This window comes from Paeniglutamicibacter terrestris (assembly GCF_012271785.1).
GTDB classification, from domain to species: Bacteria; Actinomycetota; Actinomycetes; order Actinomycetales; family Micrococcaceae; genus Paeniglutamicibacter; species Paeniglutamicibacter terrestris.
In genome coordinates, this window is sequence record NZ_JAAWVT010000002.1 from 1 (window position 1) to 23,404 (window position 23,404).

The window sequence follows — 23,404 nt, forward strand, 5'->3', positions numbered from 1 at the left end:
GAAACCCGCCCGCCATCTTCATGCCCGGCTGCCCTAGTGATCCTCCAAGATCAGCAGCGTTCCGGTCGCGCGGGTCATGGCGACATAACGATCGACGGCACCGGTGATTCCCGTGCCGAAGTCTTGCGGGTTCACCACAATGACCAGATCAAATTCCAGTCCCTTCGCCAACACCGGAGTCAGCGAGGCGACCCGCGGACGTGGCGCGAAGTTCGGGTGCCCAATGACGGCCGCGTGCCCCGTGGGATGCTGGACCAACCACGCCTCAAGGCGCACCGACAGATCCGCGACACTGCCTCGTTCAACCGGCGCACCACCGGTGCGGATGGATTGCGGCACGTTGGCATCGGGTAGTTCGGCGGTGATGGCGGCCCGGGCCTGAACCATGATCTCGGCCGGGGTGCGGTAGTTGATGGACAAGGTGGAGACGCTGATGCGCGTCAAACCGATCCGGGTGAGGCGTTCTTCCCACGACTCGTCAAACCCCTCCCGCGCCTGTGCGCGGTCCCCGACGATGGTGAAGGAACCCGACGGGCAGCGGCGCAGCAGCATCTGCCATTGAGCATCACTGAGCTCCTGCGCCTCATCCACCACGATGTGCGTAAAGGGACCGGCCAACGGATCCGCACTTTCCTCAGGCAAATCGGCTGCCTGGTCAAGTTTTTCGGCCATATCCTCCCCGCGGAGCATCGAGCTGACGAGTAATTCCGAATCATCGGCAAGGATAGCTTCCTCGATGACGGCGGCCATCTCCTGGCGTCTGGCCGCTAGTTCCGTCCTGCGGCGAGCCCTGCGTGCCGAGGCACCCGAGTCGCCCAAACGCTGCCGTGCGGCATCCAACAGCGGAAGATCGGCATCCGTCCAGGCCAGCCCGTCACTGCGTTGTAACGAGCGAATCTGGGCTTCGCTCAGCCAGGGTGCGCACATGGCCAGGAATGTGGGAATAGTGAACATGCCGGCGACGATGTTGGCCGGTTCCAGCAGTGGCCACGCCGCCGAAAGTGCGGTGCTCAGTTCCGGATGAGTCGCCAGCGCGGCACGGGCCATGTCGATGGGCGTTTCGGCATCAAGTTTGTCGACCAAGATGTCTAGCAGTGCCTCGTGGACCGCATCCCGGGCCTCATTGTGCGGAGTTCCGTCCTCCGGCGCGGAGAAGGCCTCGGCCCAGTCACGCGCATCGAGCTCCAGTTCCGCCCACTCGGTGTTGATGATGGTGCTCTGCGCGGGTGGCTCCTGGAAGAAACCGACGGCCGTGGAGATCGCCGAGACCATCTCGACACTGGACTTCAGCGCTGCGAGTCCTCGATCAGCTTCGGGCACGGCGGTTTCACCGGCGGGGTCGAGGTCGCTGAGCGTGCAGACTCGAACTCCTTCTTCACCCAGTCCGGGCAGGACATCGGAAATGTAGGCAAGATATGGCTGGTGCGGGCCGATGAAAAGTACCCCACCCAGATGATGACCAACGCGCGGATCCGAATAGAGCAAATAAGCCGCGCGGTGCAGAGCCACAACGGTTTTGCCCGTGCCCGGCCCTCCGTCGACCACCAAGGCGCCGCGCGAGGGTGCCCTGATGATCGCATCCTGGTCGGCCTGAATGGTGCTCACCACATCACGCATCTTTCTCGACCTGTTAACTCCCAGACTGGCGATGAACGCCGACTGATCATCAAGCGCAGCATTGGATTCGAGACGATCGGCGGTGAAGACCTCGTCCCAATAGTCACTAATGAGTCCCGCGGACCAGCGGTACCGGCGTCGGGCGAGAAGACCCATCGGATGAGCATGAGTGGCAGCGAAGAAGGGGGCCGCGGCGGGGGAGCGCCAGTCGATCAGTAAGCGACGCCCGTCATCATCGGTGAGCCCGAGTCGACCCACGTAGATCGGTTCCGTACCGTCGGCAGCCTCCATCCGGCCCAAACATAAATCAAGCCCGAAACGGCTCAGAGTGCGCAGGCGGGTGGCCAGCCGGTGCACCTCCATATCTCGTTCCAGTGCCTCCTGACCATGTGCTCGCGGACCCTTTCGGGCACGATCAAGGGCGGTGGAGAGTTCGGAGAGTCGTTGTTTGAGGGTCGACGCGATGGCGGAAAAATGCTGTTCGTCGCCGCTAATCAATGATGGAGCAGATTTCGCGGTCCCGATGAACTCTGGGATAAAGGCGCTTTCGGGGAATGTAAGGGTGGGCTTGGTGGCAGTTGTTGGTCGCTGAGTCATGCGGTGGATCCAATCCCGTGATGCGGCTTGTGCCTGATCATTGTGGCCCCGATGGGGGGCCTTGCGGCAAGCCCCCCAGTGCGCGCTATATTGGAAATGGAGGAGCACCCGGAAGCACGCGGGTGACCCTTTTTCCCGGATAGGAACTAGGCACGATAATCCGGGACCGCCCACCACCTCTACCCTTGCAAAAGACAGAAGAGGACCGGTGGGATTCGTCGAATCGCACCGGTCCTCGTGGTTTTTGCGGGTCGTTTGTGCCCGAGGAAAAACTAGCCCACCTTGATGGGCGCCAGCCTGCGGGGCACTCTAGCCATGTCGATGCTGAGCAAAATCACTGCAACCCAGACCAGCGAGAACCCCATGAGGCGTTCTGGCGGCATGGGCTCCCTGAAGACCGTCAATCCAATGATGAATTGCAAGATGGGGGCCAAGAATTGCAGGGTCCCCAAGGTCGTCAAGGGGAGTCGACGTGCTGCAGCACCAAAGAGCAGGAGCGGCACCGCGGTGACAATGCCGCTGGCTGCCAGCAACCAGAAGTGACCGGCCCCGGATGAGAGCACCGTGTCCTTATTCGAGAGCACGAGCCAGAGCATGAATCCCAACGCGGGAATGGTCAAGATTGCCGTTTCCATGCTGAGCGACGTCAGCGCGCTTGCAGTGCGTCCCACGCGATTCTTAACAAATCCGTAGAAGCCAAAGGAAAAGGCCAACACCAAGGCGATGTAGGGAACGTTGCCGTAGGCAAAGGTCAGAGCGATGACCGCAGCAAGGCCGAAGCCCAGTGCCACCCATTGCAGCCTCCGCAATTTCTCTTTGAGGAAGACGACTCCCAGGGCAACCGAAACAAGAGGGTTGATGAAGTAACCCAATGACGCTTCCACCGCATGCCCGTTCAGTACCGCGTACGTATACGTGAGCCAATTCGCGGCGATCAGTAGCGAGGCGAGCGTGAGCCGGAGCATGGCCCTGCGGTCACGGCCGAGTTCGAAGAAGGAGTTCCAGTTCCGGCTCACGCTGAGCAAGATCGCGCAGAAGACCAAGGAAAAGAGGATGCGGCTGGCGACGATTTCCAGCGGGGAGGCCGCGGCGATGGTCAGGAAATACAGCGGCAGGATTCCCCAAAGACCGTAGGCTCCGAGGCCCTGCAACAAACCCCTCGAGCGTTCGATCGTGGGGTTGCCGGTGGTCGTGGCTGTTGCTGTGGCGGGCATTTGGGTCATGAGAACTTCAACTGAGATTGCATGGTTTCCATTCCGGATAAGCCAACGCGATGGAGAACATGGAAGCGCGTGAGGATTGCCCGCGGGTAACATGGTTATTTGGCATCGCATTCAGGCGTTGATTGCCAATTCTTCAAGCCTATCGGTGGCCGGCCCCATCCAAGTCATTCGATGTTGCGGAGTGACCCCAGAGTCACCGGCTCTGCGGAAAACGGTGTTGTTGTTAGGGTGAGACTCCCCACAACGATTCACGTTTGATGAGTGAGGCCAATTAGACTAGCCTGACGTGCGCTATTTGCATGATCTTGTGAACATTCTCCGGAAGGAACCCTTCGTGTCCGATTCAGCAGTTCGCCCGCTCCGTGTCGCCATTATCGGGGCAGGTCCGGCCGGCGTCTACGCTGCCGATATTCTGACCAAGGCCGAGCGTGAATTTGAGGTCAGCATCGACCTGCTCGATGCCTACCCCGCTCCCTACGGATTGATCCGCTATGGCGTTGCCCCGGATCATCCGCGGATCAAGGGAATCGTCAACGCGCTACACAAGGTGCTCGATCGGGGCGACATTCGCTTCTTGGGGAACGTGACCTACGGTCGTGACCTCACCTTGAGTGATATCCGCGGAATGTATGACGCAGTCATCTTCGCCACCGGCGCCATCAAGGACGCGAACATGGATATTCCTGGAATTGATCTTGAGGGTTCCTACGGCGCAGCAGATTTTGTTTCTTGGTACGACGGGCAGCCGGACGTTCCTCGGACCTGGCCGCTTGAGGCAAAGGAAATTGCCGTCCTGGGAAACGGCAACGTGGCCTTGGACGTTGCTCGTGTGCTCTCGAAGCACGCCGAGGACCTCCTCGTGACGGAAATCCCCGAGAATGTCTTTGAGGGCTTGAAGAATTCACCGGTCACGGATGTTCACATTTTTGGACGCCGTGGACCGGCACAGGTGAAGTTCACACCGTTGGAATTGCGCGAACTGAGCCACAGCCGCGATGTTGACATCGTCCTCTACCCGGAAGACTTCGAGTTCGATGAGGCTTCGGATGCATTAATCAAGTCAAATAACCAGGTCAAGACCATGGTCAACACCCTGACCAATTGGATTGTTGAGGAGCAAGATACCGGCGCCTCGCGACGACTGCACCTGCACTTCCTTCATTCGCCCATTGAAATAGTTGGCGAAGACGGAAAGGTCTCCGGCATCAAGTTTGAGCGCCAAGAACTAGACGGCTCCGGCAACGTGCGGGGAACCGGCGAAATTGTCGACTACCCGGTCCAAGCGGTGTACCGAGCCATTGGCTACCACGGTTCTGAACTGGCTGAGCTCGAATTTAATGAAAAGCGGGGTGTTGTCCCCAACGAGGGTGGCCGCGTCCTGGACGCAGACGGCGCGCATATTCCAGGGCTCTACACCACCGGTTGGATCAAGCGTGGTCCGGTCGGTTTGATTGGCCACACCAAGGGTGACGCGTTGGAGACGATTGGGAATCTGCTGGAAGATCGACTCTCACTGCCGGTGGCCAGCCGCCCCGGCGAAGAAGCGATCATCGAATTGCTGGAGTCCCGCGGTATTGAATACACGACGTGGGATGGCTGGAAGAAGCTTGATGCCCACGAGATTTCACTGGGTACGGCAGCGTCCCCCACGCAGACGTCTGTGGGTCCGGTTGATCGGGCCCGCATCAAAATTGTTGACCGGGATGAAATGGTTCAGATCTCACGCGGCTAAGCTGTAGGTGGCAAGGGCTCGTATTTTCCGAAGTAGCGGAAACTGCGGGTCCTTGTCTTTGTTTAGGGCTGATCGGTCAGCCAGGCGAAATGTGCCAGCAAAACCATGAGGTCCGGTTCCCTTCGGGGAATCGGACCTCATGGTTTTTAGCAGCTAGTGGCAACAGCCAGATGTTTAGGCTTTGCCCGCCATTTCAGAAGCGCCGTCGGTTGAACCCGCAACGCCGGCCGCGTAGCCGTCGCGCAAGATCTGGCCGAGGTTCGCATCGACGTTCGTCCAGTACTGGAAGAAGCCTTCGCGGATGGAATCAATGGTGATGCCGTTGCACTGGCCCAGCAGGTTGGCGTGGAAGCGTTCCTTGGACTCGGCGCTGAAGACCTCACGGTACAGCGTTCCTGCCTGGCCGAAGTCGTCGTCCTCGGAGCGCAAGGTCTGTGCGGCGCGAACGAGCTCGCCGTCGGTTTCCCAGCTACCCTCGCCTGCGCGTTCCGGCTGTGCTGCCGGGCCGCCGAAGGAGTTCGGGGTGTATACGCGGGCCTCGGGGGCGTTGAAGGTGTACTGCATGGCACCTTCGTGCATGTAGGTGTTGACCTTGGATGCATGCGGCTGGTTGACCGGCAGCTGGTTGTAGTTGGTGCCAATGCGGTTGCGCTGGGCATCCGGGTAGGAGAACACGCGGGCCATCAGCATCTTGTCGGGGCTGATGTCGATGCCCGGAACCAGGTTCGACGGCGAGAAGGCTGCCTGCTCGATCTCGGCGAAGAAGTTCTGCGGGTTGCGGTTCAACGTGAAGTGGCCGACCGGGATCAATGGGTAATCCTTGTGCGACCAAGTCTTGGTGATGTCGAACGGGTTGAAGCGGTAGGTCTTGCCTTCTTCGTACGGCATGATCTGAACCGCAACATCCCAAGTCGGGAAGTTGCCTGCGGCGATATTGTCGAATAGGTCGCGGCGGTAGAAGTCGGCGTCAGAGCCAGCAAGCTTCTCGGCCTCTTCGTTAGACATGTTGTGCACGCCCTGACGGGAGCGGAAGTGGTACTGCACCCAGAAGCGCTCGCCCTCGGCGTTGATCCACTGGTAGGTGTGCGAGCCGTAGCCGTTCATCTCGCGCCAGGAGGTCGGCAGGCCACGGTCGCCCATCAGGTAGGTCACCTGGTGTGCCGACTCGGGGGAGTGAGTCCAGAAGTCCCACTGCATGTCTGCATCGCGCAGGCCAGAAGCGCCAAGGCGCTTCTGCGAGTGGATGAAGTCCGGGAACTTGATCCCGTCGCGGATGAAGAACACCGGGGTGTTGTTGCCGACGATGTCGTAATTGCCTTCGGTGGTGTAGAAGCGAAGTGCGAAGCCACGCACGTCGCGCCAGGTGTCAGGGGAACCCTGCTCGCCGGCAACCGAGGAGAAACGCAGCAGCGTCTCGGAGGTCGCGCCGGGCTGGAAGACTGCGGCACGGGTGTACTTCGAAACGTCTTCGGTGATAACGAGCTCACCGAATGCTCCGCCGCCCTTGGCATGCGGGTTGCGCTCCGGCACACGCTCGCGGTTGAACGAGGCCAGCTTCTCAACGAGGTAACGATCGTGGAGGGCTGTGATGCCGTCTGGGCCGGAGGTCAGTGAATGTTCATCGCTGGCAACGGGGGCACCGCTCTGTGTGGTGGTGAAGTTCTCGCTCAAGAGATTCTCCTTCTTCCTGTGGGTTGGTAACTCTTCTGCCGGTTCACCGGCGGGCCGCTAGGCCGCATCGGTTTTCCTGCAGTCTTCGCAGATGCCCTGGTAGAGGACATCGGCAAGCTGGATTTCCATGCCGTGGCTGTTCGACGGTGTCAGGCAGGGGGCGTGGCCCACCGCGCATTCGACGTCTTCGATGCGGCCGCAGCTGGTGCACAAGGCGTGATGGTGATTGTCATTAACGCGTGTCTCATAGAGTGCCGCGGAATATGGGGGAGTGAAGCGGCGCAACATGCCTTGCTCGGTCAAATCATTAAGCACGTTGTAGACGGACTGAATGGAAACTTCCGGCAACGTCTGGTGGACGGCGATGACAACTCTCTCCGCAGAGGAATGCGGGTGGCTTTCCAAGGCATCGAGCACGGCAAGGCGGCCGCGGGTAACCCGCAGTCCGAGATCGCGCATCTGAGCCGAATAGTCCATGTGATCCATTCCACCCTCTTAATTTGAATCTGTCAAGATAAGAAGCTGCAAGCTGTCCAGAGTCGCTAGACTCGACACGTGGCCCGACTCCTTGCTGACCTGACCCCTTTGCGCGAAAGCCCTGCCTTCAAGAGATTATGGATCGGCAACGCACTGTCGGCGGTTGGCGGCCAACTAACTCTTGTTGCTGTCAGCCTCGAGGTCTACGCGTTGACTGGGTCCAGCCTCTACGTTGGACTACTGGGAGCTTTCGCCCTGGTACCGCTGGTGCTGGCTGGACTATATGGCGGCGCTATCGCCGATGCCTATGATCGCCGCAAGGTGGCGCTAACTTCAGCCCTCGTATTATGGACTGCCACCGCAGCCATCGCCGCGCAAGCATGGCTGGGCGTGGACAACGTGTGGCTGCTCTACGGTCTGGTGGCCATCCACTCCGCTGCCGGTGGGATCAACCAGCCCGCCCGCGGTGCCATCATCCCCGCAATTGTGGGACTCAAGAATCTGCCCGCGGCCAACTCGCTCAACATGGTCACCTTCGGCATCTCCCAGATGATTGGTCCGCTGCTTGGCGGGCTTTTGGTCGCTCAGCTCGGATTTGGCTGGACCTACACCATCGATGTGCTCACCTATGCCGCGGCGGTGTGGTCCGTCTACAAATTGCCCTCGCTTCCCCCGGAAGGAACGCCTGCCAAGGCTGGCCTGCGATCGGTCATCGAGGGTTTTAAGTTCCTCGGCACCCAACCCAACGTGCGGATGACCTTCCTGATCGACATCGCCGCCATGGTCTTAGCCGCGCCCAGAGCACTTCTACCTGCCATTGGTGCGGTGCTCATTGGTGGCGGTGAACTCACCATGGGGCTGCTTTTGGCGGCCACAGCGATGGGTGCCTTCCTCGCGGGAATGTTTTCCGGGCCCGTCGGACGGATTCACCGCCAAGGCCTGGCGGTGTTTATCTGCGTGTGTTTATGGGGAGCCAGTATTGGTCTCTTCGGTGTTGTTGTGGTGCTCTCATCACGCAGCCCGGTCCCTTCGGACGGATCGATCGGAGGCTGGATATGGCCGGCAGCCGCGTGCATGGCTCTGGCTGGTGTGGCGGACGCCGTTTCGTCAGTTTTCCGAACCACCATTTTGCAATCCGCAACCCCCGATCATCTGCGAGGGCGCCTCCAAGGCGTGTTCATCGTGGTGGTCGCCGGTGGGCCACGGCTAGGTGAAATGCTCTCCGGTGGTGTCGCCGGGGGAATCGGCGAAGGGTGGACGCTAGTCTTTGGCGGCCTGGCCTGCATTGTGGCAGCAAGCGCACTGATGCGCTGGGAACCAGGTTTCTTGCGTTATGACTCCCGGCGCCCCAGCCCCTAATGTCCCAAGACACTGGGGGAACAAAGGCCGCACTCAGGGACGTTAAGTAAACTGGAAGAAACCAACGCTCCGGAACCTTCCCGGACCGTACATCGAGGAGAGAACTGACGGTGCACACTCACAACAACGGCCTGAAGACCGCGGGATTGCTTGGCGGCATGTTCGCTCTGCTGCTGGCCATTGGTGCTCTGCTGGCATCCGGAACGGGAAGCAGCAGCTTCATCTGGATCTTCGCGCTGATCGGTGTCGCGACTACGGCCTACGGTTACTGGAATAGTGACAAGCTTGCTATCCGCTCGATGCAGGCCTACCCGGTCACCGAAGCGGAGCAACCTGCCATGTATCGGATCGTGCGCGAACTATCGATGACAGCCCAGGAACCGATGCCGCGGTTATACGTCTCGCCAACCATGGCCCCGAATGCCTTTGCCACCGGACGTAATCCGCAGAATGCGGCTGTGTGTTGCACTGAAGGAATCTTAGGATTGCTTAATGAACGTGAATTGCGCGGGGTCCTGGGCCACGAGCTGATGCACGTTTATAACCGCGACATCCTGACGTCCTCGGTCGCGGCCGCCGTTGCCGGTGTCATCACCGCGCTCGCACAATTCCTGCTCTTCTTTGGCGGAGGAGACCGCCGCAACGTCAATCCACTGGCGTTGATCGCCATGTCGTTATTGGCGCCGTTGGCATCCACCGTGATCCAAATGGCTATCAGCCGCACGCGCGAGTACGACGCGGACGAAGATGGCGCCAAATTGACTAATGACCCGCTGGCTTTGGCGTCAGCGCTGCGCAAGCTGGAGAGCGGCGTGCAACGTGCTCCGCTGCCCAGTGATGACCAGCGCTTGGTCAACACCTCGCACCTGATGATTGCCAACCCTTTCGCCGGAGGAGCCAAGAAACTCTTCGCAACCCACCCGCCGATGGACGACCGCGTCGCTCGGTTGGAGAAGATGGCTGGCCAGTCCCTCGGCTACTGATGGGCGCTAGGGGCCGAACACAAATAGAGGGCGGCCCCGTAAAAATTGAATGAATGCACTGCTCCCCGAGAGTTGGACTGAACAATTCAGAACCATAATTTCGGGGAGTTTTTCATGCCACAACGACGGCAGTTGACTACCGAGCAGCGTTGGGCTGCCGTCCACCCATTGCGAGAAGCCGCGGGGTAGCCACAGGCGCGGTTAGGTGTGCGCCACGGATTGGTTCGAAACAATACGACTTGCCCAGGAAGTATTGTGCCCGCACTAAAAACGTGGACGAATCGATCTGACCTGCGCTTACATGAGTGAGGTGTGAGGCCAATGGTCGTTGGGTGCACGGAAGCGAGAAAAAGCTCGCAACTACCTCCCGTGAAGCGTTTTGTTTAGGTTAGCCTCAGCGTTTACTCTGAGAATGCGCAACTTCAGTTTGCGTATTGACTGAAGCCCAGCCTTACTCGAGCCGAACAATTTGTTGTTCTCGATGCGGGCCACATTTGAAGGTAACGATGACCGGAAATTTCCTGATTGGCTTGCGCGAAGGACTCGAAGCGGTCCTGATCGTGGTGTTGCTTCTTGCCTACTTGAAGAAGAGCGGTCGTAGTCACCTCCTCCCACGAGTCTGGGCCGGAATATCCCTGGCCGTCCTGATTTCCCTTGGGTTCGGGGCCCTTTTGACCTTCGGCCCACGTGGGCTGACATTTGAAGCTCAAGAATTCATTGGCGGTGGCCTTTCGATTATTGCGGTTGGCTTTGTCACCTGGATGGTCTTCTGGATGGCAAAAGCGTCAAAGTCACTGAGCTCAGACCTTCATCAGCAAATAGACAAGACCGCCGATGGCAGCGCTTGGGGATTGGTGCTGGTGGCGGCCTTGGCTGTGGGGCGCGAGGGCCTTGAGACCGCGCTCTTCATTTGGGCAGCCGCCAGAGCTACGGGAGAAACCTGGCAGCCGCTGGTGGGGGCCTTCCTCGGCATCCTGGTGGCCGTGGGGCTGGGGGCGTTACTTCACCGAGGCGTGCTGAAAATTAACCTCTCCAAGTTCTTCACGTGGACGGGGGCAGCCTTGGTCATCGTTGCCGGTGGCGTTCTCGCCTATGGTGTACACGATCTCCAAGAAGCCAGGGTCCTGCCCGGACTGCACCACCTGGCCTTCGATATTTCCCATGTCATCGAACCCAGCGGATGGGTTGCAACGATTCTCAAGGGTGTCTTCAACTTCTCTCCCGCCACGACATGGCTCGAAGCGGTCGTATGGGTGCTTTACGTCATTCCTGTCTTATTCCTTTACTTCCGACGCGTTCGCAAAGGCACACGCGGCCGGCGGCCCACCGCTGCCGTGCCGTCCGCCGCTGGCGCCTAAGACCCTGATCACTCTGCAAGGAAAAACCCTTCATGAAAACTCGTATTCTCGCACCCGCTGCTGCCCTGGCCGCTGCAGCGCTGCTGCTCACCGGTTGCACCGACAATAACGCATCGGCCGATGGCACCATCAGGGTCAACAGCACCAGTGACGCCTGCGAAGTCTCGACCACTTCGGCACCTGGCGGAACGCTGAACTTCAGTGTCACCAACGGTAGCGACAAGGTGACGGAGTTCTACCTGCTGGCCGACGACGGTCTGCGGATTGTGGGTGAAGTGGAGAACGTCGGGCCGGGCCTAAGCCGTGACCTCGTAGTCATTGCACCGGAAGGGAACTACTTCACGGCCTGCAAGCCGGGAATGGTCGGCGACGGCATCCGGGCTGCCTTCGCGGTGACGGCAGCACCTGCCGGGCAGAGCGTTAACGCTGATCGTGCGGCACTGCAAGAAACTGCTGTGAACTTGTACTCGGCCTATGTTAAGGACCAGACACAGCAGCTCGTCGAAGGCACCACCGAGTTCGCCACCGCCTTTGCAGCAGGTGACGTCAAAAAGGCGAAGGAGTTGTACCCCGCAGTTCGCATGCACTGGGAACGCATTGAGCCCGTTGCCGAATCCTTCGGTGACCTTGATCCGATCCTTGATGCCCGAGAAGCCGACCTTGAAAAGGGCGACGACTTCACCGGTTGGCACCGCGCGGAAAAGGATCTCTGGGCACCAAAGGGGTACACCGCTATGACGCAGGCTCAGCGACAAAAGATCGCGGACAAGATGGTCGCCAATACCGCTGAATTGCACAGCCGGACCCAGGAGCTGACCTACACCGCCGACAAGCTGTCCAACGGTGCCAAGGAGCTCCTCGACGAGGTGGCCACCGGAAAGGTGACCGGCGAGGAAGAAGCCTTCTCCCACACCGACCTGTGGGATTTCCAAGCCAATGTCGATGGTGCTCGTATTGCCTACGAGGACCTCAAACCGCTATTGACGGAAAACGACTCCGAGCTGGATCAGGCACTGGAAACCAATTTCGCAACCCTGCAGGGATTACTGGACCAGTACAAGAAGGGCGACGGCTTTGTGCTTTACACCGAGCTGACCGAGGCTCAGATTCAGGAACTCAGCGCGGCCGTAGATGCCTTGAGCGAGCCACTGTCCAAGCTGACCGCAGCGGTAGTTAAGTAGCACTCGAAGGAATCGATGATGGGTAGAACCACCGCGGACGACACCGCACGACAATCAACTGGCATTAGTAGAAGAGGGCTATTCACTGCCGCCGGTGCGGGCGGAATCGGCCTAGCTGTTGGTGCCTTGGGAACCAGCGCAGTGAATGCGGCGGTGGCACCCAAGAGCCCGGACACGGTGGTTCCCTTTTACGGAGAACACCAAGCGGGGATCGCCACCGAGGCCCAGGACAGAATGCACATTGCGGCATTCGACGTCACCGCGAGCACAAGGGAGTCACTGATATCCCTGCTCAAGGACTGGACCGAAGCCATCGAGTCGTTGACCCGCGGCGCGGAGATCGGCGATGGTGCCACCGGCGGCAACTATGACTCGCCTCCGGACGACACCGGGGAAGCACTGGGTCTGGAGGCCAGCCACCTGACGGTCACCATAGGTTTCGGGCGGACGCTCTTTACGCTAGACGGTGTGGACAGATACAACCTGTCCAAGCATTTGCCTGAGGCATTGATTGAACTGCCGCATTTTTCTGCCGATGCGTTGGAAGACGCCCGCAGCGGGGGAGATTTGATCGTTCAGGCCTGTGCCGACGATCCTCAGGTGGCAGTTCATGCGGTCCGCAATCTGGCACGTATTGCCTTCGGTCGAGCCCGGGTCCGTTGGTCGCAGATCGGCTTCGGACGCACGTCCTCTACCTCCACGACCCAGGCCACCCCGAGGAACCTCTTTGGGTTTAAGGATGGTACGGCAAACCTCAAGTTGGAGGACAATGACCTGCTCAATGAGCACGTTTGGGTCCGTGGTGGCACCGGCGTCGAGACGTGGATGAATGGTGGGACCTACATGGTGGCTCGCCGTATTCGCATGCACATCGAGACCTGGGACAGGTCGACGATGCGTGACCAAGAAAATATCATCGGGCGCACCAAGAAAGAGGGTGCACCGCTCTCGGGTGGTGAGGAGTTCACCGAGCCTGATTTCAATTTGCAGGGCCGCGAGGGGCCGCTGGTTGCGGTGGATTCGCATGTCGCGATGGCGCACCCCACCAAGAACAACGGTGTGCAGATGTTGCGGCGGGGGTTCAACTACACCGACGGTTCCGACGGACTGGGCCGGCTCGATGCGGGATTGTTCTTTATTGCCTTCGTAGTCGATGCGAGAACACACTATGTCCCCATGCAGTCAGCCATGGCCAAAAACGACCTGTTGGCGGAGTACCTGCGGCACACTGGGTCGGGACTTTTCGCGATTCCTGCGGGCGTTCAACCAGGGCAGTATCTGGGGCAGGCGCTCTTCGACGCGTAACTCGTCGACGGTGAGGTGCAGCTTTCGCGCCACTGGATGTGTGTTTTCACCGACGAGGTGACCGACACCAAGCTCCCGTTGTGCAACGCTGTGCGCAAAATTCTAGCGCGTTCTTGATCAACTCGATGCTCAGTTGTATTCGCATGGCGCCGAAACCGTGAGGAAGATCACCAATTATCTCGTGAAGGTTGAAACGCACGAAGGCTCCGGCGCATCTCAGCGTGCCGGAGCCTTCGTGCGTGGACCGTTTTTGTTTAGCGGAAGTTCACAAACTGAAGGTCTGCTTCTTCAAAGGACCGCAACAGATTCATGGTGGTCTGAAGATCGTCGCGGGACTTCGATGACACGCGCAGTTCGTCACCCTGAATGGTGGACTTCACGCCCTTGGGTGCTTCGTCGCGGATCAACTTGTTGATCTTCTTCGCCACGTCCTGGGCGATGCCCTCAACGATTTCCGCTTCAATGCGGTATTCCTTGCCCGAAGGGAAAGGATCGCCGGCTTCTAGCGACTTCAACGAGATGTTTCGCTTGACCAGCTTCGACTGGAAAACGTCGAGAACTGCCTTGACGCGTTCCTCGGAGTTCGCCTTCATTAGAATCTTCTCGCCGCTGAAATCGATCTCGGCGCCGATGCCCTTGAAGTCGTAACGCTGGACAATTTCCTTCTGCGCTTGGTTCATCGCATTGGACACTTCCTGGCTGTCAACCTTGCTGACAACATCAAAAGTTGAATCGCTCGCCATGTGAGCCTCCTACGTGTAGAGAATTTGGTCTTTGCCTACAAGCGTACCGGGGTGCCACAAAAGCCCGAAAATCCGGCATTTCGCCCACGCACGAACTCTCGATTTGCCAACTCGGGAAATAGTCATGTAGAGTTTCTACTCGTTCCGCAGGGAACATTCGGCAGATTACCCGAGCGGCCAAAGGGGGCTGACTGTAAATCAGCTGGCAACGCCTTCACTGGTTCGAATCCAGTATCTGCCACCGAATGAACGAAGCTCGTGTTCAAATCCAAAAGATTTGAACACGAGCTTTTTTCATGCCCAAACGCATCGTCGCAGGTGGTGGGCGCTTTAAATCTTGATGGTCGCCTGTTCGCTCATGGTGAAACGATTTTTTTGCAAAACTTTTACGCTGCAAGCTGCTCGCTCATCGGGACCACATAGATGTCCCACAGCAGCATGATGGATTCCGCTGGCGCGTCCAACACAGCCTTGTAGTGAGCCCACTGCCACTCGGTGGCGCCGTTGTCCCTCAGTGGCTTTGGGGGACACGACCCTGGGGTTAGCCATCGATTGCCGTTCCAGATGGCTTGTAAGGGACCAACGGCAGTGGCAGCGGCGGAGGGGTCTTCCAATGGAACCGGGAACGACACCCGCTCTTGAATGCGCACCGCAGGGGCCAACGCGAATGGAGTAGATTCAAGGATCTCCAGATCCATCGGCAGCCCATCAACATATTGCTCTGCCAGCAGCATGCCCTCAGAAAGCGCCTTACGACCGGACTGCCCGCTGGTGATCAACAACAAGGTGCAACGTGTCATTTTTGTATCAACCGTCGGTCGCCCACACGGCCACGTACCGGTTGCTTCCTTTCTCCTCGACTGGCATCGCAAATCTTTGGTTCCGCCTCGACTTGTGTGGTGCTCCGTAGAACCGCGAATGATGCAGGATTCGCCAGCACCATTGATGACCGTTTTCCTCCTCGTTATCAGTTCGTCCTGATCCTGAGGATACGGTTGCGAGGGCACTTGTGGGGACGGAGTAATCAATCTGTGGATAACCGCCCGCGGGCGAGCGGAAACTGGGCCCGAATATGCCCCGAAGGGTCGAATAATGAGTACTGGATGGGGCGAGTCCCGCTTCACGCGGTACCGTAGGACTATGGCTACTATCAATATCACCGAGTCTGAGTTCACGACGACGTTGGAAGAAAATGACATTGTCTTCGTGGATTTCTGGGCTGCGTGGTGTGGACCCTGCCGCCAATTTGCACCGGTCTACGATAAAACTTCGGAAAAATTCCCTGAGGTGACATTCGCAAAGGTTGATACCGAGGCGGAACAGGGATTGGCACGCTCGGCAAACATCACTTCGATTCCCACGCTCATGGCCTTCAGGGACAAGGTGCTGGTCTTCTCCCAGCCCGGTGCCATGAACGCGGCGCAACTTGATGACCTCGTCGTGGCGGTCAAGGGTATCGATATGCAGCAGGTCCATGCGCAGATCGCGCAGCAAGAAGCTCAAGCCCAGTAGCTTCTGTGCTTTATCGGCGTCGGTGATCCATCGGTGCCAACCTCGGGCCAAAGGCCTGTTTGCGTTGACCGGATAACCCAATCAGGCGGATGACGCGCTGTCGATGCCCAGCAAAGGGTTGAAGCAGAGCTAACATCCCTGCATCGTCAACTCTCCTGCCGGTGAGTACCTGACCAACAAATGCGGCCAAATGGAAGTCGCCCACCGATATATGGTCCGGTGAACCATGGGTGCGCTGCAAGACCTCCGCGATGCTCCAGGGACCAACTCCCGGTATCGATGCCAGTGCGGCCTGTAGGGTCCCGGCTCCCATCACGTTCTCCCGCTTGGCGCCCAGCTCCAGTAGGGCCCAGCGTTCAAGGCTGGCTGCGGCGCCCGCAGCCCGAACGGCGGTGGACGAACGTTGAGCATCAACGCGCGCCTGGTGCCATTGCCACGGCTGCAGGGATCTGATCGCCGCGGGCGTCGGCGGCAGACGCATCAGTTCTGGAGTGGGCCCCGGAGGGATCTCGCCAACGGCACGGCAAATATAGCGCCATGCGAAATGCGCCTCGAGGACCGTGACCTTTTGCTCAAGGATGGCCGGGAGCAAGGCATCAAAAACGCGTCCGGTGGAGGGAAACCGCAGCCCGGGATTAAATTTCCGGCTCTGGGCCACGATCGGGTGCAAAGCCTCCCGGTTTTCTGCCACGTCGAATTCTTCCCAATCGTCGTACGCACCGAGCAAATGCAAACCGCGCTCAACCGCGTGGCCGGCGCCTTCACCCCAAGCGGAGATCGTGAATCCGGCCCCTGCTTCCGGGACCCTGCGCACCAGAACGCTTGCGGGTCCACCAGTGGTATGGAAGCACAACCACGCGCTGGAATCATGGAGTTGGACCGTGGGATCGCCGGCCCCACGCTGCAGAATTCCCAGGGTTTGGCGTAAAGAGTAGGCAGCAGCTGGCTTCCATGAAGCCTGCGCCTCGGCGCTGGCCTCAGAGGGATGCGGTGCGTCATTCATGGCTCCATACTCTCACCGAGGCGGGCAATTCCAACGCATGAAGATTCACTACGAACGGCGACAATATTGTGACGCGCCGCCGGTAGAGTTGGGCGCATGAAGTATGCGAGCACAGTCCTGGACCTGATTGGGAACACCCCGCTGGTCAAGCTAAATTCGGTCACCGCAGGCATCGATGCCACGATTCTGGTGAAGCTGGAATACCTGAACCCCGGTGGATCCATCAAGGACCGTATTTCCCTGAAAATGGTTGAGCGGGCCGAGGCAGAGGGGCTTCTGCAGCCCGGCGGAACCATCGTGGAACCCACCAGTGGCAACACCGGTGTGGGACTGGCCATGGTGGGTCAGCTCAAGGGATACAAAACCATCTTCGTGACCCCCGATAAGGTCGGCGAAGAAAAGCGTGACGTGCTGCGCGCCTACGGAGCCGAGGTGGTGGTGACTCCCACCGCCGTGGCCCCGGATTCCCCCGAGTCCTACTACGGCGTCTCCGATCGCCTGGTGCGCGAGATCGAAGGCGCCTACAAGCCCGACCAGTTCTCCAACCCGGCTGCCCCGGATAGCCACTACGAATCCACCGGTCCAGAAATCTGGAACGATACCGATGGCACGCTGACCCATGTGGTCATCGGCGCCGGCACCGGCGGAACCATCACCGGCACCGGACGCTACCTCAAAGAGATCTCTGCCGACCGCGCCTCGGGACCGGTCAAGGTCATCGGCGCCGACCCCGACGGTTCGGTCTACTCCGGCGGCACCGGCCGCCCCTACTTCGTTGAAGGTGTTGGCGAAGACATGTGGCCGGGCAACTACGATGCCTCGGTGCCCGATGAGGTCATCGCCGTCACCGACGCCGATGCCTTCTCGATGACCCGCCGCTTGGCCAAGGAAGAGGGGCTGCTGGTTGGCGGATCCTCCGGCATGGCCGTGGTCGCCGCGCTGTCGGTGGCCAAGGATCTTCCCGCCGACGCCATCGTGGTGGTCATCCTTCCCGATGGCGGCCGTGGCTACCTGGGCAAGATCTTCAACGATAACTGGATGCGTTCCTATGGCTTCCTGCGCGATGACACGGCCGACACGGTTGGCGCCCTGCTCACCGCGAAGCCGACGGACCTGCCGGATTTGGTGCATACCCACATGAACGAGACGGTGCGCGACGCCGTGGCGATCATGAATGAATACGGCGTCTCGGCACTTCCGGTGCTCTCCGCCGAACCCCCCGTACGCATTGGCGAGGTGCGCGGCTACATTGACGAGCGCACCCTGACCGAAAAGCTGTTCCGCAACGAGATCGCGTTGACCGATCCGGTGGGCCCGATGGTCACCGCCGCACTGCCCCTCATTGGCATCCATGAAACCATTGACCGTGCCAAGGAGCAGCTCTCGACGCACGACGCCCTGCTGGTCACCGACGACGGGGCAGCGGTTGGCGTTATCACCCGCCATGACCTGCTGACCTACCTCACCCACTAAGAAAGTTGGCTCCCAACATGAGTGAAAACATCCAAGGATTCAACACCCGCGCAGTTCATGCCGGGCAGGCATTTGAACCCCGCACCGGTGCCGTGGTTCCACCGCTGCACTTCTCCTCCACCTATGCCCAAGACGGCATCGGCAACCTGCGTTCCGGTTATGAATACGGCCGCGGCGGTAACCCCACGCGCGACGCGTTGCAGGAGCAACTAGCCGCCCTGGAAAACGGAACCCACGCCTTCTCCTTCTCCTCCGGCCTCGCCGCCGAGGACTCGCTGATTCGTGCCCTGGCGCAGCCCGGGGATCACATTGTGCTGGGCAACGACGCGTACGGCGGAACCTACCGCCTCATTTCACGCGTCCTGGGTGGTTGGGGCATCGGTAACACTCCGGTGGACATGTCCAACCACGAGGCGCTGAAGGCAGCCATCGTGGCCAACAAGACCCGCTTGGTGTGGGTGGAAACCCCGTCGAACCCGATGATGCGTATCTCGGACATCAGCGCCATCGCCGCCATCACTCACGAGGCCGGCGCCCTGCTGGTGGTGGATAACACCTTCGCTTCCCCGTACCTGCAGCAGCCCCTGGATCTGGGAGCCGACGTAGTGGTGCACTCCACCACCAAGTACATCGGTGGACACTCGGACGTCGTGGGTGGCGCGATTGTGGTCAAGGATCCTGCGCTGGCCGAAGCCATCGGCTTCATCCAGTTCGCCGTTGGTGCCGTGTCCGGCCCGATGGACGCGTTTTTGACCACCCGTGGCCTGAAGACCCTAGGCGTGCGGATGCGCACCCACTCGGAAAACGCCATGGCGGTGGCCACCTGGCTGCAGTCACGTCCCGAAGTAGAGGCAGTGCACTACCCGGGCCTTGAATCGCATTCCGGACACGAGCTGGCCAAATCGCAGATGCGCGACTTCGGCGGCATGGTCTCGGTGCAGTTCACCGGCGGCGAGAACGCGGCACGCACCATTGCCGAGGCGACACGCATCTTCACCCTCGCCGAGTCCCTCGGTGGCATTGAATCGTTGATGAACTACCCCTCGGAGATGACGCACGCCTCGGTGAAGGGCACCGAGCTGGCAGTACCGGTGAACCTGTTGCGCCTCTCGGTGGGAATCGAAGACACCGCTGACCTGATTGCCGACCTGGAGCAGGCCTTCTCCAAGTTGTAAAAATCTCCTCAGCACAGCATGAGGGCCGCGGCTCTCTAGGACCGAAGTCCTAGAGAGCCGCGGCCCTCGTCTTGAATTCTCAACCTAGCGGGTTGAAATCAGAGGTGAATTAGCGCGAGTTCGCGGACCTCTGACGCAGACGTTCGGCCTTGCGCCGGGCACGGGCCGCCTTGGACTGCGGGGCAAAGTATCGAATGCTTCCCGGGGTCCACAACAGGATGACGCCCACCAGCAGTAGGGCCCCAAAGATGCCCAACCGTACACCTCGGGTCATTAGGGGGATTCCAACGATGATTCCACACCAAGTCAGCGAGATCTGCCCGGCCAGTTTGCCGCGCCACAGCTGAAGCGTGCAATAGGCGATCACGGCACCCAACCCCACCAAGGCAATACCCGCGCCCCAGAATCCTGCGGACTCGGAGGCAGGACGCGAGTTGGCGTTGAGGAAGAAACCACCGGCAAAGGCCAGCGCGGACAGGGCAGTTGCCGTCCACCACCAGCGAGCCGCTAGCAACGTGGCGGGGAGAGTCGGTTTGGTGGTATTCATCCGGCGGCCGCGGGGGAGAAAAGGGGCTGATCCATATTCCGCAGGTTACCCGATCTCCGCTCGCTGGCAGATTCGGCAGGGGAGTAGGAACCAGCACTGCAGCTAGCGAGGTACCGCTAGACACTGCCGATACGTTGATTCACGGCGCTTCACCGAGGCCCTTAGAATGATGGACATGAACGTTTCCCCTGCTGCCAAGCGGCTCGAATCTGACTCCAACCCCATCGCCAGCGGAACGTTGGAAGCGGTGTGTGTGGTGCACGCGCTGCGGATGGATCCCGGCGCCGTGGGCATCACCGCGATCGACAAGCGTCCGGTTGACGGTGCCGTCAAGGTACGCAAAATGGGCCTCTACGCAGATACCCAGGTAGACCGCGAGCACCACGGAGGGCATGATCAAGCCATCTACGCCTACAGTGCTGCCGAGGCGGCGCGCTGGAGCGATGAGTTGGGCAAACCGGTGCCGGCGGGACTCTTTGGCGAGAACTTGCGCGTAGTGGGCATCGAGACCACCAACGCCGTGGTCGGCGAACGCTGGAAAATTGGTGCGCATGTGGTGGTGGAAGTGACCAGCCCACGCATTCCCTGCTCGACGTTTGCACGGTACCTTCGGGAAGAGAATTGGGTGCAGAGGTTCACCGATCGCGGCGACGTTGGCTGCTTCCTGAAGGTGATCCGCACCGGGAAGATCGCCGCAGGGGACAAGATTACGGTGATGTCCCGGCCGGAACACGGGGTCACTGTGCGGGAAATCTTTGTGGGACCCAGCCGCGAGGCCGCCGAAGCACTGCTCGAGCACGCACGGAGTACCGAAACGGAGATTCCGGCCAAGGTATTGCGCACCCTGCCGACGGTCTAACTCCGCTTGGAGGCCCGTCATTCCGGGGTTTCTTGGGTCATGATGGTGATTCTCTAGGCATAGTTTTTGCGCCTTGGCGAGGCCGTGTGCGCAACCTCACCGGGATTAACTGACCCAATTCGACGGTGGGGCGATAGTATTAGGTGTTCACTGTATCCGGCTTCCCTCGCATTTTGCCCAATTTTTGAGGCAAAAGCTCGTCGTGTGTGAGCCCGCAAATTATGCGGGTTGTTCCTTTCATAGGGGAGTCGCCGGACCAAAGTGATTGCGTCCGATTGTGCTGCGGAACCTCGTTGATACGGGGTCTATTCCGCCCCTATGAATGAGGAAATTCTTTTTGTCTACTGACATGCCCGAAACCCAGACCAAATCCGCCGATACCAAGACCGAAGAGAACGAGATTCTCTTCACCGATCTTGGACTTGATGGCCGCGTCCTCGCAGCCGTTGCCGACTTGGGCTACGAAAAGCCCTCCCCGATTCAGGCAGCCACCATCCCGCTGCTGCTCGAAGGCCGCGACGTTGTTGGCGTTGCACAGACCGGTACCGGTAAGACCGCCGCGTTCGCCCTTCCCGCACTGTCGAAGATGGCAGAGCTCGCCGATCTCAATGGCACCGCACGCAAGACCCAGGTTCTGGTTCTTGCTCCGACCCGCGAGCTCGCGCTCCAGGTTGCCGAGGCCTTCACCTCCTACGCCAAGCACATGGGTGACTTCACCGTCCTTCCCGTCTACGGCGGATCCGCTTACGGCCCGCAGCTTGCCGGCTTGCGCCGCGGCGCTCAGGTTGTTGTAGGCACCCCGGGTCGCGTCATCGACCACATCAACAAGGGTTCTCTGGACCTGTCGGACCTGCAGTACGTGGTTCTGGATGAGGCCGACGAAATGCTGCGCATGGGCTTCGCCGAAGAGGTCGACAAGATCTTGGAAGCCACCCCGGAAGAGAAGCAGGTCGTGCTGTTCTCGGCCACCATGCCGTCTTCGATCCGCCGCATCTCCAAGCAGTACTTGCGCAACCCGCAGGAAATTTCGGTCAAGTCGAACACCTCGACCGGCACCAACATCCGCCAGCGCTACGTGCAGGTCATGGGAGCCCACAAGCTCGATGCCATGACTCGCATCCTGGAATCCGAGAAGTCCGAGGGCGTTATCGCCTTCGTTCGCACCAAGATGGCAACCGAGGACCTGGCTGACAAGCTCAAGTCCCGCGGCTTCACCGCTGCAGCCATCAACGGTGACATCCCGCAGCAGCAGCGCGAGCGCACCATCGAGAACCTTCGCGATGGCAAGATCGACATCCTGGTTGCCACCGACGTTGCAGCTCGTGGCCTCGACGTAGAGCGCGTGTCCCACGTGATCAACTTCGATATCCCGCACGACACCGAGTCCTACGTGCACCGCATTGGCCGCACCGGCCGTGCCGGCCGCTCCGGCGACGCCATCCTCTTCATGACCCCGCGCGAAAAGTACTTGCTGCGTGCGATCGAAAAGGCCACCCGCCAGACGGTCGAGCACATGCACCTGCCGAGCGTTGACGCAGTGAACGACAAGCGCCTCGCGAAGTTCGCCGACCAGATCGGTGAGACCATCACCTCTCAGGATCTGACGATCTTCCGTAACTTGGTCGAGAAGTTCTCCGCCGAGCACGAAGACATCGACGAAGTTCAGATCGCTGCCGCACTGGCACACATGGCACAGGGCGGCCGCCCGCTGCTCATGCAGGAAATGCCAGCGGCTCCGGCCAAGCAGGCACGCCTTGCCGGCGGCGGCAAGGATGGCTTCGGCTCTCGTGGCCCGTCCCGCGCACTGACCGAAGGCAACGCCACCTACCGCATCGCGGTTGGCCGTCGCCAGCGCGTCATGCCCGGCTCCATCGTTGGCGCACTTGCCAACGAAGGTGGCCTGACCTCCGCTCAGATCGGTGGCATCGACATCCGTGCCGATCACACCCTGGTGGAACTGCCGGTAGATCTCTCCGCAGATCAGCTCCGTTCACTGTCCCGCACTCGCATCGGCGGCGAGCTGATTCACCTCGAGCTCGACAACGGTCGCAGCCCGAAGTCCGACCGCGAAGGCGGAGGCTACCGCGGTGGCAACGGCGGCGGCGGCGGTTACCGTGGCGGCAACAGCGGCGGCGGAGACCGTGGCGGCAACAGCGGCGGCGGAGACCGTGGCGGTTACCGTGGCGGCAACAGCGGCGGCGGAGACCGTGGCGGTTACCGTGGCTCGAACGAACGTCGTGAAGGCGGCGCCACCGAGGGCGGCTTCGACCGCGACCGTGGTGGCAACGCCGGTGGCGGCTACCGCGGCAACGCAGGTGGCGGAGAGCGCAGCTTCGGCGGCTCCTCACGCAAGCCTCGCACGACCGGTGGCCCGCGCCGCCGCGATTACTAAGCACTAAATAGACCGAACCCCCGGTGGTTGTTCATCCTGGAAACAGGAAGGACAACCACCGGGGGTTTTGTCTTACCCGAAGCAGCTTCTGCCGCGACCGGGGCGAGACTTTCGCACCATAGTGCACGGGCGTCATGAGAGGTGATCTCTACCGTGGGGGAGACCTAGCGCCGCGCACGCCCCATCACGGGCATGAC

General features: G+C 60.2%; 19 protein-coding genes and 1 tRNA gene. 12 read left to right on the forward strand and 8 right to left on the reverse strand.

The genetic code is table 11. The features are described 5' to 3' along the window. Positions 1 to 33: 33 nt before the first annotated feature. Both helR and rarD read right to left on the reverse strand, forming a co-directional pair. Positions 34 to 2,214, reverse strand: a complete 2,181-nt coding sequence (helR, locus tag HED64_RS05690) for an RNA polymerase recycling motor ATPase HelR (RefSeq protein ID WP_168151162.1) — start codon at positions 2,212 to 2,214, stop codon at positions 34 to 36. 272 nt (positions 2,215 to 2,486) lie between these two features. Continuing rightward, the gene (gene rarD, locus HED64_RS05695; RefSeq protein WP_168151163.1) at positions 2,487 to 3,437 is read right to left on the reverse strand and encodes an EamA family transporter RarD; all 951 of its coding nucleotides are present in this window, start codon (positions 3,435 to 3,437) and stop codon (positions 2,487 to 2,489) included. A 334-nt stretch (positions 3,438 to 3,771) separates the two neighbouring features. Here rarD and HED64_RS05700 point away from each other — a divergent pair, with 334 nt between their 5' ends. Then, positions 3,772 to 5,169, forward strand: a complete 1,398-nt coding sequence (locus tag HED64_RS05700) for an FAD-dependent oxidoreductase (protein WP_168151164.1) — start codon at positions 3,772 to 3,774, stop codon at positions 5,167 to 5,169. 174 nt (positions 5,170 to 5,343) lie between these two features. Here HED64_RS05700 and HED64_RS05705 read toward each other — a convergent pair whose 3' ends face one another. Beyond that, positions 5,344 to 6,840, reverse strand: a complete 1,497-nt coding sequence (locus tag HED64_RS05705; protein WP_168151165.1) for a catalase — start codon at positions 6,838 to 6,840, stop codon at positions 5,344 to 5,346. A gap of 57 nt (positions 6,841 to 6,897) precedes the next feature. Next, complete coding sequence (locus HED64_RS05710) at positions 6,898 to 7,326, reverse strand: Fur family transcriptional regulator (RefSeq protein WP_168151166.1); 429 nt, start codon at positions 7,324 to 7,326, stop codon at positions 6,898 to 6,900. A gap of 69 nt (positions 7,327 to 7,395) precedes the next feature. Between HED64_RS05710 and HED64_RS05715 the strand changes: the two genes are divergently transcribed. The 5 genes from HED64_RS05715 to efeB all read left to right on the forward strand — a co-directional run bounded on the left by HED64_RS05715 (position 7,396) and on the right by efeB (position 13,503). Beyond that, positions 7,396 to 8,676, forward strand: coding sequence for an MFS transporter (locus HED64_RS05715; protein ID WP_168151167.1), 1,281 nt, complete (start codon positions 7,396 to 7,398; stop codon positions 8,674 to 8,676). Positions 8,677 to 8,786: 110 nt separating this feature from the next. Continuing rightward, positions 8,787 to 9,659 carry a zinc metalloprotease HtpX gene (gene htpX / locus HED64_RS05720; protein ID WP_168151168.1) on the forward strand — a complete coding sequence of 291 codons (873 nt, stop codon included), beginning with the start codon at positions 8,787 to 8,789 and terminating at the stop codon, positions 9,657 to 9,659. A gap of 506 nt (positions 9,660 to 10,165) precedes the next feature. Next, complete coding sequence (gene efeU / locus HED64_RS05725; RefSeq protein WP_168151169.1) at positions 10,166 to 11,017, forward strand: iron uptake transporter permease EfeU; 852 nt, start codon at positions 10,166 to 10,168, stop codon at positions 11,015 to 11,017. Positions 11,018 to 11,049: 32 nt separating this feature from the next. Continuing rightward, positions 11,050 to 12,198: an iron uptake system protein EfeO gene (gene efeO / locus HED64_RS05730; protein ID WP_168151170.1), complete on the forward strand. Its 1,149-nt coding sequence runs from the start codon at positions 11,050 to 11,052 to the stop codon at positions 12,196 to 12,198. A 15-nt stretch (positions 12,199 to 12,213) separates the two neighbouring features. After that, positions 12,214 to 13,503 carry an iron uptake transporter deferrochelatase/peroxidase subunit gene (gene efeB / locus HED64_RS05735; protein ID WP_425351780.1) on the forward strand — a complete coding sequence of 430 codons (1,290 nt, stop codon included), beginning with the start codon at positions 12,214 to 12,216 and terminating at the stop codon, positions 13,501 to 13,503. 254 nt (positions 13,504 to 13,757) lie between these two features. Here efeB and HED64_RS05740 read toward each other — a convergent pair whose 3' ends face one another. Next, positions 13,758 to 14,246 (reverse strand): YajQ family cyclic di-GMP-binding protein, encoded by a 489-nt coding sequence (locus HED64_RS05740; RefSeq protein ID WP_132358786.1) that lies wholly within the window; start codon positions 14,244 to 14,246, stop codon positions 13,758 to 13,760. A gap of 159 nt (positions 14,247 to 14,405) precedes the next feature. Here HED64_RS05740 and HED64_RS05745 point away from each other — a divergent pair. Further along, positions 14,406 to 14,487 (forward strand) — tRNA-Tyr (locus tag HED64_RS05745). A gap of 145 nt (positions 14,488 to 14,632) precedes the next feature. On the opposite strand, the gene HED64_RS05750 is transcribed toward HED64_RS05745, so the two are convergent. Further along, positions 14,633 to 15,046: a hypothetical protein gene (locus tag HED64_RS05750; RefSeq protein WP_168151172.1), complete on the reverse strand. Its 414-nt coding sequence runs from the start codon at positions 15,044 to 15,046 to the stop codon at positions 14,633 to 14,635. A gap of 340 nt (positions 15,047 to 15,386) precedes the next feature. Here HED64_RS05750 and HED64_RS05755 point away from each other — a divergent pair, with 340 nt between their 5' ends. Beyond that, the gene (locus tag HED64_RS05755; RefSeq protein ID WP_132358782.1) at positions 15,387 to 15,758 is read left to right on the forward strand and encodes a thioredoxin family protein; all 372 of its coding nucleotides are present in this window, start codon (positions 15,387 to 15,389) and stop codon (positions 15,756 to 15,758) included. A gap of 10 nt (positions 15,759 to 15,768) precedes the next feature. Here the strand turns inward: HED64_RS05755 and HED64_RS05760 are convergent, their stop codons facing one another. Next, positions 15,769 to 16,761 carry a DNA-3-methyladenine glycosylase family protein gene (locus HED64_RS05760; RefSeq protein WP_168151173.1) on the reverse strand — a complete coding sequence of 331 codons (993 nt, stop codon included), beginning with the start codon at positions 16,759 to 16,761 and terminating at the stop codon, positions 15,769 to 15,771. Between the two features lie 96 nt (positions 16,762 to 16,857). Here HED64_RS05760 and HED64_RS05765 point away from each other — a divergent pair, with 96 nt between their 5' ends. Next, on the forward strand, positions 16,858 to 18,234 hold the full coding sequence (locus HED64_RS05765) for a cystathionine beta-synthase (RefSeq protein ID WP_168151174.1): 1,377 nt from the start codon (positions 16,858 to 16,860) through the stop codon (positions 18,232 to 18,234). Positions 18,235 to 18,251: 17 nt separating this feature from the next. Further along, on the forward strand, positions 18,252 to 19,409 hold the full coding sequence (locus HED64_RS05770; RefSeq protein WP_168151175.1) for a cystathionine gamma-synthase: 1,158 nt from the start codon (positions 18,252 to 18,254) through the stop codon (positions 19,407 to 19,409). Positions 19,410 to 19,518: 109 nt separating this feature from the next. Here the strand turns inward: HED64_RS05770 and HED64_RS05775 are convergent, their stop codons facing one another. After that, on the reverse strand, positions 19,519 to 19,956 hold the full coding sequence (locus HED64_RS05775; protein WP_168151176.1) for a hypothetical protein: 438 nt from the start codon (positions 19,954 to 19,956) through the stop codon (positions 19,519 to 19,521). A gap of 175 nt (positions 19,957 to 20,131) precedes the next feature. Between HED64_RS05775 and HED64_RS05780 the strand changes: the two genes are divergently transcribed. Both HED64_RS05780 and HED64_RS05785 read left to right on the forward strand, forming a co-directional pair. Then, positions 20,132 to 20,815, forward strand: coding sequence for an MOSC domain-containing protein (locus tag HED64_RS05780; protein WP_168151177.1), 684 nt, complete (start codon positions 20,132 to 20,134; stop codon positions 20,813 to 20,815). A 349-nt stretch (positions 20,816 to 21,164) separates the two neighbouring features. After that, a complete protein-coding gene (locus tag HED64_RS05785) occupies positions 21,165 to 23,207 on the forward strand; it encodes a DEAD/DEAH box helicase (RefSeq protein WP_168151449.1) in 2,043 nt (680 codons plus the stop codon). Positions 23,208 to 23,404: the final 197 nt, after the last annotated feature.